The 14839-nt window shown below is 62.4% G+C and carries 14 protein-coding genes; 5 read left to right on the top strand and 9 right to left on the bottom strand.

Annotated features, from left to right (window positions below; all coding sequences use genetic code 11):
• Positions 1-263: 263 nt before the first annotated feature.
• Positions 264-1676, top strand: coding sequence for an amino acid permease (locus CVS27_RS08425; protein WP_103465285.1), 1413 nt, complete (start codon positions 264-266; stop codon positions 1674-1676).
• A gap of 96 nt (positions 1677-1772) precedes the next feature.
• Here CVS27_RS08425 and pstB read toward each other — a convergent pair whose 3' ends face one another.
• The 4 genes from pstB to pstS are packed head-to-tail and all read right to left on the bottom strand — an operon-like array spanning position 1773 to position 5758.
• Positions 1773-2552 carry a phosphate ABC transporter ATP-binding protein PstB gene (gene pstB, locus CVS27_RS08420; protein WP_103465284.1) on the bottom strand — a complete coding sequence of 260 codons (780 nt, stop codon included), beginning with the start codon at positions 2550-2552 and terminating at the stop codon, positions 1773-1775.
• A 25-nt stretch (positions 2553-2577) separates the two neighbouring features.
• Positions 2578-3672: a phosphate ABC transporter permease PstA gene (gene pstA / locus CVS27_RS08415; protein ID WP_243399754.1), complete on the bottom strand. Its 1095-nt coding sequence runs from the start codon at positions 3670-3672 to the stop codon at positions 2578-2580.
• 11 nt (positions 3673-3683) lie between these two features.
• Positions 3684-4616, bottom strand: a complete 933-nt coding sequence (gene pstC / locus CVS27_RS08410; protein WP_103465282.1) for a phosphate ABC transporter permease subunit PstC — start codon at positions 4614-4616, stop codon at positions 3684-3686.
• Between the two features lie 23 nt (positions 4617-4639).
• Positions 4640-5758: a phosphate ABC transporter substrate-binding protein PstS gene (gene pstS, locus CVS27_RS08405; RefSeq protein WP_103465281.1), complete on the bottom strand. Its 1119-nt coding sequence runs from the start codon at positions 5756-5758 to the stop codon at positions 4640-4642.
• Between the two features lie 247 nt (positions 5759-6005).
• On the opposite strand from pstS, the gene CVS27_RS08400 reads away from it, so the two are divergent.
• The 3 genes from CVS27_RS08400 to disA all read left to right on the top strand — a co-directional run bounded on the left by CVS27_RS08400 (position 6006) and on the right by disA (position 9847).
• Entirely contained in the window at positions 6006-7139 is a 1134-nt protein-coding gene (locus CVS27_RS08400; protein WP_103465280.1) for an FUSC family protein, read from the top strand.
• Between the two features lie 75 nt (positions 7140-7214).
• Complete coding sequence (gene radA, locus CVS27_RS08395; protein WP_103465279.1) at positions 7215-8606, top strand: DNA repair protein RadA; 1392 nt, start codon at positions 7215-7217, stop codon at positions 8604-8606.
• A 167-nt stretch (positions 8607-8773) separates the two neighbouring features.
• A complete protein-coding gene (gene disA, locus CVS27_RS08390; protein ID WP_103465278.1) occupies positions 8774-9847 on the top strand; it encodes a DNA integrity scanning diadenylate cyclase DisA in 1074 nt (357 codons plus the stop codon).
• Positions 9848-9879: 32 nt separating this feature from the next.
• Here disA and CVS27_RS08385 read toward each other — a convergent pair whose 3' ends face one another.
• Complete coding sequence (locus CVS27_RS08385) at positions 9880-10536, bottom strand: hypothetical protein (protein WP_103465277.1); 657 nt, start codon at positions 10534-10536, stop codon at positions 9880-9882.
• Between the two features lie 129 nt (positions 10537-10665).
• Between CVS27_RS08385 and CVS27_RS08380 the strand changes: the two genes are divergently transcribed.
• On the top strand, positions 10666-11577 hold the full coding sequence (locus tag CVS27_RS08380) for an iron-sulfur binding domain-containing protein (RefSeq protein ID WP_370739486.1): 912 nt from the start codon (positions 10666-10668) through the stop codon (positions 11575-11577).
• A gap of 182 nt (positions 11578-11759) precedes the next feature.
• Here the strand turns inward: CVS27_RS08380 and dhaM are convergent, their stop codons facing one another.
• The 4 genes from dhaM to CVS27_RS08360 all read right to left on the bottom strand — a co-directional run bounded on the left by dhaM (position 11760) and on the right by CVS27_RS08360 (position 14760).
• Positions 11760-12458, bottom strand: a complete 699-nt coding sequence (dhaM, locus tag CVS27_RS08375; RefSeq protein ID WP_103465275.1) for a dihydroxyacetone kinase phosphoryl donor subunit DhaM — start codon at positions 12456-12458, stop codon at positions 11760-11762.
• Positions 12455-13105, bottom strand: coding sequence for a dihydroxyacetone kinase subunit DhaL (gene dhaL / locus CVS27_RS08370; protein ID WP_103465274.1), 651 nt, complete (start codon positions 13103-13105; stop codon positions 12455-12457). Before dhaL ends, dhaM begins: the two co-directional genes overlap by 4 nt.
• Positions 13106-14107, bottom strand: a complete 1002-nt coding sequence (gene dhaK, locus CVS27_RS08365; RefSeq protein ID WP_103465395.1) for a dihydroxyacetone kinase subunit DhaK — start codon at positions 14105-14107, stop codon at positions 13106-13108.
• Positions 14108-14253: 146 nt separating this feature from the next.
• Positions 14254-14760: an amino-acid N-acetyltransferase gene (locus tag CVS27_RS08360; protein ID WP_103465273.1), complete on the bottom strand. Its 507-nt coding sequence runs from the start codon at positions 14758-14760 to the stop codon at positions 14254-14256.
• Positions 14761-14839 lie beyond the last annotated feature (79 nt).

Raw genomic sequence — 14839 nt, 5'->3', positions numbered from 1 at the left:
TTCAGGGGCCGGGAACGTGCTGCAGACGGTGAAGGTTTGCTGCAAAGCCCGCCAAGCAGCTTTAATTGTTTTCTCCTGGTAAACAAATCGCCGTTTTTTGCTCGGCTTCAGTGCATTTGCCCATACTTCGACCAGACATTCTGGGACTATGGACAACGGACACAGGAAAAACCGGACTTAGGCTGAGTCGTCCCCGTGATGCCACTCACGAAAACCCGCGTCAGCGTCGCCGCCAACGGGTACCCCAAAAGGAAGTTTTGCCAATGCAAGCCGAGCAGCAGTTATCAAAGACCCTCAAACCCCGCCACCTATCCATGATTGCCATAGCCGGCGTCATCGGCGCCGGGCTATTTGTAGGATCAGGCGCCGCCATCCAGCAGGCAGGACCTGGGATTCTGGTGGCCTACGCGGCGGCCGGCCTTGTAGTCATTCTGGTCATGCGGATGCTGGGGGAAATGGCCGCTGCCCATCCCGAAACCGGTTCCTTTTCCACCTATGCTGACAAGGCTCTGGGGCGATGGGCCGGATTCAGCATCGGCTGGCTGTACGCCTGGTTCTGGATCATTGTGCTCGGTGTGGAAGCCACCGCCGGTGCCGCCATCATGCACCGTTGGGTGCCCGGCGTTGACCAGTGGCAGTGGGCGCTGGTCCTGATGGTGCTCCTGACGCTGACCAACGTGGCCTCCGTGAAGTCCTACGGGGAATTTGAATTCTGGTTTGCCTCCGTCAAGGTTGCCGCCATCATCGTCTTCCTCTTGCTGGGCGTCACTGCCATCCTGGGATTCCTGCCCGGCGTTGACGCGCCAGGCCTGGCGAACCTCACCGGCAACGGCGGCTTCTTCCCGAATGGTCCAGGTGCCGTGCTGGCGGGCGTCCTGGTGGTGGTGTTTTCCTTCTTTGGTGCTGAAATTGCCACGATTGCCGCCGGAGAGTCCGAGAACCCCGTGGATGCTGTGAAGAAGGCCGTGAAGTCCACTGTGTGGCGCATCCTGGTCTTCTACATTGGTTCCGTTGCCATTGTTGTGACGCTGCTGCCGTGGAATGATGCGTCGGTTGCCAAGAGCCCCTACGTTGCAGTCATTGAACTGTTTGGAATCCCCGGCGCCGGCACCATCATGGACGTGGTGGTTCTGACCTCCGTGCTGTCCTGCCTGAACTCGGGCCTGTACACGGCCAGCCGGATGCTTTTCTCGCTGTCGACGCGCGGCGATGCTCCCAAGTCCTGGCGCAAGATCTCCAAGCGCGGAGTCCCTGTCAGTGCCGTTCTGGCCTCCACCGTGGTGGGCTTCGTGACCGTGGGCCTGAACTACCTGTCCCCGGATAAGGTGTTCCTATTCATGGTCAACACCTCCGGCGCCATCGCCTTGTTCGTGTGGCTCGTGATAGCCACGTCCCAGTTGATTTTGCGACGCCGGATGGGCGCCGCGGCCAGGGAGCTCGAGTTGAAGATGTGGTTCTTCCCCTACCTGACCTGGCTTTCCATCGCTGCCATCATGGCCTTGATCGTTGGCATGATCATAGTTCCGCAAACACGGGAGGCGTTGCTGTTATCTGTCGCCCTAGCAGCCTTGGTGGTGGCCATCGGCGTCTTCCGCTACCGCAAGGGCGGTGTCAAGCGGCCCGGCGCTGAGGTGCTCGAGGCCGAGCCCGGCGACAAAGTTTCATCCCGCCCCTAGCAGTTGGCCCGCATCTTCCCCTCGAGTGTGCAGGTAACGCGCCCAAAATCAATTTTGAGAGCATTATGTGCGCACTCACGAACGATTCAGGGTGGCTTACCCGAAGCGGCCGGAAACGTAGTCTTCGGTTGACTTCTCGCCCGGGTTGTTGAAGATGGTGGCGGTGTCCGCGTATTCGATCAGCTTTCCGGGCTTGCCGGTGCCGGCAATGTTGAAGAAGGCCGTTTTGTCGGAGACGCGGGCAGCCTGCTGCATATTGTGTGTCACGATGACCACCGTGTACTCATCCTTGAGCTCGTTGATGAGGTCCTCAATGGCCAGTGTGGAGATGGGGTCAAGGGCGGAGCAGGGCTCATCCATCAGAATTACATCCGGTGACACGGCAATGGCGCGGGCGATGCACAGGCGCTGCTGCTGGCCGCCTGAGAGGCCGGAGCCGGGCTTGTCCAGGCGGTCCTTGACCTCATTCCACAGGTTGGCACCCTGCAGGGACTTCTCCACGAGGGAATCGGCGTCGGACTTGGAAATGCGGCGGCTGTTCAGCTTTACACCGGCCAGGACGTTGTCGCGGATGCTCATGGTGGGGAACGGGTTGGGCCGCTGGAACACCATGCCGATCTGGCTGCGCACGGTCACGGGGTCAACGCCGTCGCCGTAGAGGTTGTCGCCGTCCAGGAGCACCTTGCCCTCAACGCGAGCGCCGGGGATGACCTCGTGCATGCGGTTCAGGGTGCGCAGGAACGTGGACTTGCCACAACCGGACGGACCAATGAACGCTGTGACGGACTTGGCTTCAATGGTGATGCTGACATCTTCCACGGCCCGGAAATCACCGTAGTAAACATTCAAATCACTGACATCAATACGCTTAGACATAGCTAGGGTTCCTTCTAAGAAAAAGTTAGCGGCCGGTTTTCGGCGCAAAGAGGCGGGCCACCAGGCGGGCTCCGAGGTTCAGCAGCATGACAAGAATGATCAACAGCAGCGCCGCAGCCCAGGCACGCTGAGTGGACGGGTCCGCGTTGGACGGCGAGGTGGGTGTCATGATCTGCGTGTAAATGAACGTGGGCAGCGAGGCCATCCACCCGGAGAACACATTCATGTTGATGGTGGTGGCAAATCCTGCCGTCACCAGAAGCGGGGCGGTTTCGCCAATGACACGGGCAATGGCCAAGGTGACACCTGAAGCGATACCCGAGATCGCCGTCGGAATGACCACCTTGAGGATGGTGCGCCACTTGCGCACACCCAGCGCGTAGGCGGCCTCGCGCAGCTCGTTCGGCACAATCTTGAGCATTTCCTCGCTGGAGCGCACCACCACCGGGATCATGAGTACCGAAAGTGCCACGGCGGCCACGAATCCGGTCTTGGTGCCCGGCCCCAGGATCATGGCAAAGAACGCTGCTGCGAACAGGCCCGCCACAATCGAGGGGATGCCTGTCATGACATCCACCAGGAAGGTGATGACCTTGGAGAACGTGTTGCCTGCGCTGTATTCAACCAGGTAGATGGCTGTCAGCAGGCCCACGGGAACGGAGATCAGGGTTGCCCACAAGGTGATCATGACCGAGCCCATGAGTGCGTGGTAGACACCGCCCACCACGGGTGTGCCGTCCTTCACGGAGGCGTTGTCCACGGCGCCCGTCACGCCGTTCATGGAAGTGCTCAGGAAACCGGGGGTTAGCAGTCCGGGCACACCGTTGACAAGAACAGTCCAAATGACTGAGATCAGCGGCAGGAGCGCAACCAGGAAAGCGCCGTAGACCAAAGAGGTGGCGAACTTGTCGGTGGCTTTGCGGCGGCCTTCGACGACGCCGGCGGCCGTCACGTTGCCAATAACGAACAACACGGCGGAGAGAACGGCCCAACCAAAGACGTGGAAGCCAATCAGCGACATCAAGGCAGCAGCAATGACCACTGCGCTGAGGGCGATGACGTAGGGGGTGTACTTGGGGAGGCGGCCGCGGGTCAGGGCGGAGCGCTTACGTTCAGTCATGAGCGTGGCCATTAGTTAGCTCCCGAGAATTCTTTGTGGCGGTTGATGATCCAGCGGGCCACCATGTTTACTGCCAGGGTGATGAGGAAGAGCACCAGGCCTGCTGCGATGAGTTCGTGCATGCGCAGGCCGAAGGCTTCGGGAAAGTCCAGTGCGATCTCGGCGGCAATGGTTTGGTTGCCGGAGCGGATCAGGGAGGCGATCAGGGGTCCTGAGGAAAGGACAAGGGCTACAGCCATGGTTTCACCCAGAGCACGGCCAAGGCCCAGCATGACGGCGCTGATTATGCCGCCGCGGGCAAAGGGTAGAACAGCCATGCGGATCATTTCCCACCGGGTGGCGCCCAACGCCAACGCCGCTTCTTGGTGCAGCATGGGTGCCTGCAGGAAAATCTCCCGGGTAAGTGAGGCAATGATGGGCAGGACCATGACGGCGAGGACAATGCCGGCCGTCAAAATGGTCTTGCCAGTGCTTGAAGCAGGTCCTGCAAAAAGGGGAATCCAGCCCATGTTCTCAGCGAGCCACTGGTACGGCACCTTCAGCTGTGAAGCGAGGAAGCTTGCACCCCAGGCGCCGTAGACAACTGAGGGGATGGCAGCTAGCAGGTCCACCACATATCCCAGGCCACGGGCCAGCTTGCGCGGGGCGTAGTGGGAGATGAACAGGGCCACGGCAATGCCAATGGGTGTGGCAATGAGCAGGGCAATGGTGGCGGCGATGAGCGTGCCGATGACGATGGGGAAGATGTAGGTGAAGAAGCCTTCCCCGCCCGTGATGTCGGCAGCGGGTGCGCTGAAGGTTGGCAACGCCTGGACAACCAGGAACAGGGCCACAGCGAAGAGGACAGCCACAATCAGGGCACCGGCACCCAGTGCCGCACCGGAGAAGACTTTATCTCCGGTGCGGCCTGTTCCGGCTCGACGTGCGAGCTTGGTGGTGGACAATCTAATACCTTTTTGTTTGAGCTTTACTTGGCGACGCTGATGGAGTCGACCGAAGCCTTCGCCTTGGTGGCGAGCGCGGCTGAGAGCGGTGCGCTCTTGGCTGCGTCGGCTGCCTGCTTCTGGCCCTCATCGCTGAGCACGAAGGTGCCGAAGGACTTGACCAGGTCAACGGTTGCGGCGTCCGGGTAGTGCGCGCAGAACACACCGTAGGAGACCAGAACTGCCGGGTAGGCGCCAGCCACAGTGGTGGTGCGGTCCAGCTTCAAGGAAAGATCGTTGGCGGAGCGGCCTTCGACCACCGTTGCGGCGTCAACGGCAATGGCTGCTGCCTCGGCGGTGACGGGGACAAACGTGTCGCCAACCTTCAGCTCAACCTTGCCCAGGGCGTCGGTGACTGCTGAGTCATCGGCGTAGGTGATGGCGCCGGCGGTTTCGGTGGTTGTCTTGACGACGCCGGAGGTGCCCTTGGCATTTTCGCCCGGCAGTGCGGTGGGCCAGTCGCCTGACTTCGCGTCTGTCCAGACAGTCTTGGCGGCTGCGGCCAGGTAATCCGTGAAGTTTTCCGTGGTGCCGGAGTTGTCCGAGCGGTGCACGGGGGTGATGGCCAGGTCCGGCAGCGTAGCGTCCGGGTTGGCTGCCTTGATGGCTGCGTCGTTCCAGTTCTTGATGTCGCCGCGGAAGATCTTGGCGATGGTGTCGGCGTCGAGCTTCAAAGCCTTGACACCCTCAACGTTGAACGCAACGGTGATCGGTGAGATGTACCAGGGGACGTTGATGGCGCCGTCGGGCCCGCACTTTTCCTGGGCGGAGACCAGCTCTTCGTCCTTGAGGTACGCATCCGAGCCGGCGAACTGTACGGCGCCTGCAATGAGGGCCTTGCGTCCCGCGCCGGAGCCTTCGGGAGAGTACTGGACCTTGGCGCCGGAGTTGGCGGATTCGAAGCCGGCCTTCCACGCGTCCATGGCTGCTGAGATGGAGCTGGCGCCGGTGCCGGTCAGTGTGCCGGTGACGGTGGGTCCCGCGCTTGCTCCAGTGGTTGCGCCGTTGCCGGTTTCCACCACGTTGTCAGTTCCGCAGGCTGTCAGTGCCAATGCACCGACGGTGAGTACTGCTGCCACGCGGCCAATGTGAAGTGCCTTCACGCGATCTACCTCTTCGTTGGGTTGCTTTCGATTTCTTACTCTTTGACGTTAAGCAACCGAGGTAACGCAACACCCCCACCTAGGTGAACGGAAGGTTAACGCTGCGGGGATTCTTGGTTTTGCTGTACGACGCCGGTCACATCAGTAACCGTTGTTCGTTGGGCGTTGCGCTGTCGCCGGGCGCAAAAGCCGTGGGCCAGCGCAAGCCCATCGGGTGTTTGGCCCGGTGAAGCATAGACTTGGCACCATGCCCGAGTCAGCCCCGGCAAAGCACACAAAGCCGGCAGCAACAGTACGTTTCCTGAAACGTCGCGCCCGTTTAGGGTTGCGCCGCAGCTACGGTTCAGTGGTCCAGGCCCTGATGATGACCGTCTGCGCAGTGGGCGCCTACTACTTCTCCGAACTGGTTTTGGGGCACCAAGGCCCCTTGTTTGCTGCCACCAGCGCCATTATTGCCCTTGGCTTTACCAGGGATCCGCGTCTTCGCCGGGTACTGGAGGTGGGAATGGGCTGCACCCTTGGCATTGCGGTGGGTGACGTCCTGGTGCATTGGCTGGGTCCTGGCATTTGGCAGGCGGCACTGGTGCTTTTTCTGTCCATCCTGCTGGCACGGTTCTTGGACACTGGCGCCATCTTCACCACCCAACTGGCGCTCCAGTCCCTGCTGGTAGTTTTGCTGCCCATGCCGGCAGGTGGGCCATTCACCCGCAGCATTGACGCCATCGTGGGTGGTTGTTTCGCCCTGGCGGCAACGTTCCTGCTGCCCCGGGATCCGCGGCGGGAGCCCAAGGAGGACCTCAAGGAAGTCCTCGGCGAGTTGTCGCTTGTGTTGCGTGAATGCGCTTCCGCCCTTTCCTACAACGATTCCACCACGGCCTGGCACGCCCTGGTGAGGGCCCGCAGCCAACAACCACGCATCGATGCCATGCGCCAAGGCTTGCGCGGCTCTGTGGAAATTGCCAGATTGTCGCCCATGTACAGGCGCCATTTCCAGGAAGTGGAGGGGATGGCCAAGTTGATGGTCCGGGTTGACTATGCCATGCGTTCCAGTCGGGTCTTTGCCCGTCGGCTGGCCAGCACCATCAACAATGCGGCACTGTCCGAGGCCGGCAGCGTTCACCTTGGAGAAATCATGAGCGAATGCGCATCAGCCGTGGATGAGCTCGCTGCAGCGGTTTCTGACACTACGTCCCGGGCCACCCTCAGTCATGCCCGCGATTCGCTCGCCGACATTGCCATGAGGCTGCACCCGAACAAGCTGGAAATCTCACGGATGGAGGGCGAAGCCCTTGTGCTGCTCTTGCGTCCACTGGTGGTGGATCTTCTGGAGGCGGCCCAGATGGATCCTTCCGAAGCCCGGGATTTGCTGCCCGAACTTTAGTTTTCTGCGCGAACTTATCCACAGCGCCTTGGGCACCAGCAGCATCATGTCAGTGCCCGGCGCTAGGGTTGAGTCATGGCAACAAAGAGCGCAAAGACCAACTCAGGGCAAAACTTCCGTTGCGGCGAATGTGGCTGGACGGCCGTCAAATGGGTGGGCCGCTGCGGCGAATGCCAGGCTTGGGGCACGCTGGAGGAAATCGGCATGGTCGTCATCAGGACCACCGCCGCCACCACAGTTGTCCGGCCTGCCCAGCTGATCTCCGAGGTGGATGCCTCCAAGGCAGCCCACAATCTCACGGGTGTGCCGGAGCTGGACCGCGTCCTGGGCGGCGGCATGGTGCCAGGTGCCGTGATCCTGCTGGCGGGGGAACCCGGCGTCGGAAAATCAACGCTGCTGCTGGATGTTGCGGCAAAGTTTGCCCGCAATGAGCATGGCCGCGAACCCAAAAAGGTCCTGTACCTGACGGGTGAGGAATCTGCCGCCCAGGTGAAATTGCGGGCCGAACGCATTGGCGCCGTGGCGGATACCTTGTATTTGGGTGCCGAAACCGATCTTGGCACGGCGCTTGGCCAGGTGGAGGCCGTGCAGCCCGCCCTGTTGATTGTGGATTCGGTACAGACTTTCAGCAGCGCCATGGTTGACGGCAGTGCCGGCGGGGTGTCGCAGGTGCGCGAGGTTGCGGCGTCGCTCATTGCAGCAGCCAAACGCCTGAACATGACAACTCTGCTGGTGGGCCACGTGACCAAGGACGGCTCCATTGCCGGGCCCCGCCTGCTGGAGCACCTGGTGGATGTTGTGTGCCAGTTCGACGGCGAACGCCACTCCCGTCTGCGTCTGCTGCGTGCGGTCAAGAACCGTTACGGCCAAACCGATGAGGTGGGCTGTTTTGACCTCACCGACAACGGCATTGAAGGCCTGGCCGATCCCAGCGGCTTGTTTACCTCCCGCACCTCCCAGCCCGTTTCCGGCACCTGCATCACGGTGACCATGGAGGGCCGCCGGCCGTTGCTGGCTGAGGTGCAGGCACTACTGACCCCGGCACTGGGTTCCTCGCCCCGCCGCACGGTTTCCGGCCTGGATTCGACCCGCATTGGCATGTTGCTTGCCGTGCTGCAGCAAAGGGCCGGACTGCGCTTGGATGCTGACGACAGCTACGTGGCAACAGTGGGCGGCGCCAAGCTCTCCGAACCGGCCATGGATCTGGCCGTGGCCTTGTCCATTGTGTCCGCTAAAACCAACAAGCCGGTCCACGGCAAGATGGTGGCGTTTGGCGAGGTGGGTCTGGCCGGGGAGGTCCGCCCCGTGCCGGGCATCAATCAGCGCATCCAGGAGGCCAGCCGGTTGGGTTACACCCACGCCCTGGTCCCGTTGAGCTCAACGGGACCCGGCCCCATTCCGCCGGACTTCACAGTGAAGGAAATCGAGCACATCGCAGAGGCGACGGAACTGTTGCTCCACGGCTAAAGCGAGCTCCGCCGACGCCGTCTGTTGTCCCGAAATTGCGCGAAAACGGCACATTTCCACGACTGGCTGGCTAAAAGGCCAATCCAGCCGGAAAACACGGCTACTTCCCACTATTATGGGCATTGTGACTTGCGCGGATTCCCGTGCTCGAAAAGAAGGAACCGCCCATGCTCCGCAGCCCCGAAGAGGCTTTGAAAGCCACTCTTGCCCGTGTCGCGCCGGGAACGCCGTTGCGTGATGGACTGGAACGAATTCTTCGAGGCCGCACGGGCGCACTGATTGTGCTCGGCTCGGACAAAACCATTGACAGCCTGTGCTCCGGCGGCTTTGAGATCGGCATTGACTTTGCCCCCACAAGTCTGCGTGAACTGGCCAAAATGGACGGCGCTATTGTGTGCGACAAGGACGTCACCAAAATTATTCGGGCAGCCGTCCAGCTGGTGCCGGACCCGAGCATTGAAACCCAGGAATCTGGAACCCGCCACCGAACCGCGGAGCGGGTGGCCATTCAAACCGGTGTACCTGTTGTTTCGGTCAGCCAGTCCATGCAGATCATTGCCTTGTACGTGGACGGGCTGCGCTACGTTTTGGAGGGTTCAGAAAAGGTCCTGGCCCGCGCCAACCAGGCCCTGGCCACCCTGGAACGCTACCGCGCGCGCCTGGACCAGGTGACAAGTTCACTCTCCGCCCTGGAGATCGAGGCCATGGTCACTGTCCGCGATGTTGCCGTCACCTTGCAGCGCCATGAGATGGTGCGCCGAATCTCGGAAGAAATCGCCCAATACGTGCTGGAACTCGGCGTGGACGGGCGCCTGCTCTCCTTGCAACTGGAGGAACTCTCCACCACCCGCGGCTCCGGAGCTGACATGGTGATTCGCGACTACACGGTCCCGGAGACAACGGATGTGGATGCTGCTGTAGCGGCGCTTCAAGAGATCGATCAAGCGGATTTGATCAACCTGAACCTCATTGCCAACATTGTTGGCCTGACCACCGGGGGCAACGATTCCCTGGACATCATGATCCAGCCGCGCGGATACCGCTTGGTGTCGGGCTTGAAGGCCGTGCCCGGTGCAGTGGCCGGGCGCCTGGTTGACCACTTTGGCGGGCTGCAGAACTTGATGGCAGCCACCATTGATGAGCTCATGGTTGTGGATGGCATCGGTGAACTGCGTGCACGCAACGTGCGCGAGGGCCTGTCGCGTATTGCCGAAGCCAGCCTGCTGGACCGTTTCCTGTAACCCCGCGTCCCCGGCCACCAAGGCAGCCGCCCCTATTGCAGCGTGAACGTCACCGGTTCACTGGACCATTTGCCAAGTTTTGCCACAAACGCATAGGTGCCGCCTGAGCGCCCCGGTTCAACGGCAACCTTGGCGCAGCCGGGGGCGCTGCGCTTCACCTTCCAGACAAAATTGGCGGTCTCGGAAGCTCCCGGTGCCAAATTTTTCACCAAGTCAGTTGCGCCCAGCTGGCAGTGCATCGAATTAAAGATGACGTCTTCGCCACTGGTGATCTGGAATTCCATCTGGCTGGTGCCCACGTTGATGTCGCACGGGGACTTTCCTGAGTTGGTCACACGCAGCGTCAGGACGGGGAATTCCTCGGGACCGTAAGCCGGCTTGTCCACAGTGGCGGTTACCTTGATCCCGGCTTCATCACACACGGCTGCCGGCGGCGTGCCCGGTTTCACTGCCGGTTTGGCTTTCGCTGAGCTGGTGCTGGCCGGTTCGGCATTGCTGGTTGGCGCAGAGCCGCTACTCAATAGTCCTGAGATGAAAATTCCGCCGGCTATCAGCCCCGCGATGATCAACAGGATCAGCACACCCGCCACTTGGCGGCGCCTGCGGTACACCTTGTCCGAAACTGGCTGCCTGCTGGCAGGCACGGGTGCGGGGCCCCTGCCGCCTGTTGAATTCCCTTGCTCACCCACCTATCCAGAGTATCGAAGGGCCGGCCGCCTTGGCGCCAACCACGCCGCCAGCCAGCATGTGAACCACGCCGCGTGACTTAGAGTTGAACTGCCGCTTTGGGCGAAGCCAGCTGCGCAGCGAAGGGAGATGTGGTGCATCAGGAAATCACGCGATGGTTCGGGCAACAGGCCAGGGATCTGCCGTGGCGCAGGGGCTGCTCGGCGTGGGGCATCCTGGTCAGCGAAATCATGCTCCAACAAACGCCGGTGGTCCGTGTGCAGCCCGTCTGGGAGGAGTGGATGGAGCGCTGGCCCACCCCTGCGGATTTTGCCGCCGCTCCGGCCGCCGATGTCCTGCGGGCTTGGGGGCGGCTGGGATACCCCCGCCGGGCCTTGCGCCTGCATGCCGCCGCTGCGCGGATTCTTGAGGAGCACGACGGCGCAGTCCCGGACACTTACCCGGAACTTCTGGCTCTTCCCGGCGTGGGGACGTACACAGCGGCGGCCGTTGCCGCTTTTGCGTTTGGCCGGCGCACAACAGTTGTGGACACCAACATTCGCCGTGTTCATGCCCGGCTGGTCATTGGCCAGGCGCTCCCCGCCCCGGCCCTCACAGCCGCTGAAACAGCCCTGGCCACGGACCTGCTACCGGAAGATGCTGACGAATCGGTGCTGTGGAATGCGGCCGTGATGGAACTTGGTGCTGTCATCTGCACGGCACGCAGCCCAAAGTGCGATCTGTGCCCCGTACTGGATAAGTGCGCATGGATTGCAGCCGGCCAGCCGGAGCCCACATACATTCCCAAGGGCCAGCCGTGGGCCGGGACCGACAGGCAGGTGCGCGGTGCGGTCATGGCCGTGTTGCGTGCCGCCAGCTCCCCCGTTCACGCCGATCTGTTCTGGGACTCCGTGGCCGCACAAGTCCACGCCGAAACGGCCCCCGCGCTGCGCAAGCTGCACGACCTCAACACCCACGCCCCGCAGCTTGAGCGCGCCCTGGCTGGCCTGCTCTCCGACGGACTGGCCCAACTCTCCGAAACCGGCTACCACCTCCCCCACTGATCGAGCCTGTCGAGATCAAGGTCTCGACAGGCTCGACCACCGAACCGACAAGCTTGACCACCGGCAGCGGCGGGACCGGTGTTTCCGGAGGCGACGTCAGGGAGGCCGGAGGCCGCCCGCGGCCGAGGGCCGGAAAGTCGCCGAGGAAATGCCGGTTCCGCCGCCGAAGCGTAGCCGGGGACTTAGATCTCGCCGAAGCCGGCCTCGACTTCCCGGCGCACCAGGTCCACGGCGCGCTTGGCGTCGGGCCCGGTGGCGGAGATGTTCAGCTCGGCGCCTTGGCCCGCGCCCAGAGTCATCAGCATCATGACGGATTGTCCGTCCACACCGTTGATCTCTATCTCCACGTCCATGGCACCGAGTTCCCCGGCCAACACGGCAGCTGGGCGGGCGTGCAGGCCCATCGGGTTGATCAACGTGACAACTGCCGTCACGGCGCCGGCTTCCCCGGCGTCAGCCGTCGATGGGAGCGCGGTAGCGGTGCCGCCAGCAGGGGATGCTGCCACGGGATTAAGCGCCGTCTCGGCTGCCTTGCACACAACATCCAGGGCTGCCCCTGACTGCGCCGCAACGGCTGCAGCGATGGAGCCCTCCACCAGTGGCGCGTTGGCCAACAGAACAGTATCCGGGTTGCCCATGAACTCTAGGGCGGACTCTGCGGTCATGACGGCCGAACCCAAGTCGGTGAGAACCACAGCACCGGCGCCCGTGTCAGCCAGACCCAAGGCTGTCATGACCTTGTCCAGGGACGTCCCAATGCCGCCGTCGTCCATTCCGCCGGCGGGGATCAACACCACATCGGGGGCCATTTGAGCGGCCAGCTCCACCACCCCGGCCGCCAGTTGGACGCTGTGGGAGACGATCACCAGGCCGACGCTCATGCGCCAGCCCCCGCAGCATTGGCTGCAGCGCGCAGGATCAGCGCGGAGGAGGCCGCACCCGGATCGCGGTGGCCCATGGCACGCTCCCCCAAGTAGCTGGCCCGGCCCTTGCGCGCAATCAAGGGATCGGTGCTCACGGCTCCAGACTCGGCGGCGGTTGCTGCAGCATCCAGCACAGCGGCCGGTCCAGCCCCTGCCGCGGCTGCGGCCACCGCGGCATCGACTGCCGGAGTCCAGGCGTCGATCATGGTTTTGTCGCCTACCTCGGCTTTGCCACGGGCCACCACGCCGTCTCGGGCTGCGCCCAGGGCGGCACCGAGCATGGCCGCATCCAGTTCCGCAGCATCGCCAACGGTTGTGGCCGCACGCAAGAACGCCGTGCCGTATAGGGGCCCGGCGGCGCCGCCCACCTTGGACATCAAGGTCATGGCAGCCAGCTTGAAGGCTGCTCCCGGAGTTGCTGGCGCCTGCGCATCCAAGGCCTCGAGGACGGCGCTGAAGCCGCGGTCAAGGTTCTCCCCGTGATCGCCGTCGCCAATGACCCTGTCCAGCTCAATCAGGGCCATGCGGTTTTCCGCGACAACGGCTGCGCTGCGGCGCAACCAGTCAATGGCCCAGTCAACAGTGAGAAAAGTTGAGTCCGCCATTTACATCCCCCAGCGAAGAGCAGGTGTGTTGACGGGAGCGTCCCACAGGGCAGTCATTTCATCATCCAGGCGCAGAACTGAAATGGAGCAGCCCTGCATTTCCAGTGCCGTGATGTAGTTGCCCACCAGCGAACGTTCCACCACCAGCCCGGCATCTGCGAGAACCTTGGCGGCGCGCCTGTAAACGATGTACAGCTCGCTGGCGGGTGTGCCTCCCATGCCGTTGACAAACAAAAGCACCTTGTCCCCCGCCACCGGTGCCAGGTCGGTCAGAATGGGTTGGAGCAGCCTGTCGGTGATGCCATCGGCGTTCTCCATGGGAATCTTGTGGCGGCCAGGCTCGCCGTGGATGCCAATACCAATCTCAATCTCGTCCTCGGCCAGCGCAAAGCTGGGCACGCCCGCGTGCGGGACAGTGCAGGCAGAGAGGGCCACGCCCATGCTGCGCACGTTGTCGTTGACGCGCTGGCCAATCGCGGCAACTGAATCCAGGTCATCACCGCGTTCGGCGGCGGCGCCGGCAATCTTTTCCACCAGCACGGTGCCGCCCACGCCGCGGCGCCCGGCCGTGTACAGCGAATCTTCCACGGCAACGTCGTCGTTCACCAACACGGTGCGGACTTCAACGCCTTCAGCCTGGGCCATTTCGGCCGCCGTTTCGAAGTTGAGGACATCGCCCGTGTAGTTCTTTACGATGTGGACTACACCGGCACCTGAGTCCGCTGCCAGGGTGGCGGGAATGATGGCATCCGGTGTGGGGGAGGTAAACATGGCCCCGGGCACTGCCGCATCCAGCATTCCGTAGCCAACATATCCTGCGTGCAAGGGCTCATGGCCGCTGCCGCCGCCGGATATCAAGCCGACCTTGCCAGCTTTGGCTGCCTGTTTACGCGTGACAAACAAGGGGTCGGGGTGCACAGTGACGTGGGCAGCGTGCGCCAGCCCAAATCCTTCCACCGATTCGTTGACTACAGTCTTGGGATCATTGATGAGCTTTTTCACGGCCAAACCCTCCGAAATCACGCAGCGAATATTGCAGACGCGCGGATAATTCGCATGCCTTGCCTTGAACCCTACCCGGGGAGATTGCCTGTTGCTAGGGGCTGCACCGGGCACGGAAACTGTTTCGGCCAGGCAGCCGCGGGCTCCTAGAGGTGGCGGATCATCCGCGTGTTGCCCAACGTGTTGGGTTTGACCCTGGCCAGGTCAAGGAATTCGGCAACACCCTCATCGGCGGAGCGCAGCAGCTCTGAGTAAACTGCCGGATCTATCGCACCCTGATCGGCCATGACTTCAAAGCCGTGCCGGATGAAGAAATCAACTTCAAAGGTTAGGCAGAATACTCGGCTGACCCCCAGAGCCCGGGCCCGCTCCAGGAGCTGCTCCACCAGCGTGCGGCCAATCCCTTTGCCGCGCCAGGCGTCGGCGCTGGCGAGCGTCCGGATTTCGGCGAGGTCTTCCCACATGACGTGCAGGGCACCGCAGCCAACCGTCTCGCCGTCGATCTCCGCTATGAGGAATTCCTGGATGCCTTCAAAGTAGGTGACGGACTCCTTGGAGATCAAGATTCGCTTCTCGGCCAGCGGCGCCACCAGGTCCTTGATGGCGTGGACGTCTGAGGTGCGTGCGGGGCGAATAGTTAGAGCTGAAGTCACTGGATTAGTCTATGACCCTTGGCGGCGCTCCTGTGACGGGCACCCTTGAGCCCCACTCGGCCCGCCGTGCAAAAAATAA

The organism is Arthrobacter glacialis, from assembly GCF_002909445.1.
Classification (GTDB): Bacteria; Actinomycetota; Actinomycetes; order Actinomycetales; family Micrococcaceae; genus Specibacter; species Specibacter glacialis.
This window is presented reverse-complemented; position numbering and strand designations above follow the sequence as displayed.

Bases quoted from the DNA above. Each gene is read 5' to 3' on its own strand.
- CVS27_RS08425 (WP_103465285.1), top strand. From the start codon at position 264: ATGCAAGCCGAGCAGCAGTTATCAAAGACCCTCAAACCCCGCCACCTA.
- pstB (WP_103465284.1), bottom strand. From the start codon at position 2,552: ATGTCTAAGCGTATTGATGTCAGTGATTTGAATGTTTACTACGGTGAT.
- pstA (WP_243399754.1), bottom strand. From the start codon at position 3,672: ATGACTGAACGTAAGCGCTCCGCCCTGACCCGCGGCCGCCTCCCCAAG.
- CVS27_RS08400 (WP_103465280.1), top strand. From the start codon at position 6,006: ATGCCCGAGTCAGCCCCGGCAAAGCACACAAAGCCGGCAGCAACAGTA.
- radA (WP_103465279.1), top strand. From the start codon at position 7,215: ATGGCAACAAAGAGCGCAAAGACCAACTCAGGGCAAAACTTCCGTTGC.
- disA (WP_103465278.1), top strand. From the start codon at position 8,774: ATGCTCCGCAGCCCCGAAGAGGCTTTGAAAGCCACTCTTGCCCGTGTC.
- dhaM (WP_103465275.1), bottom strand. From the start codon at position 12,458: ATGAGCGTCGGCCTGGTGATCGTCTCCCACAGCGTCCAACTGGCGGCC.
- dhaL (WP_103465274.1), bottom strand. From the start codon at position 13,105: ATGGCGGACTCAACTTTTCTCACTGTTGACTGGGCCATTGACTGGTTG.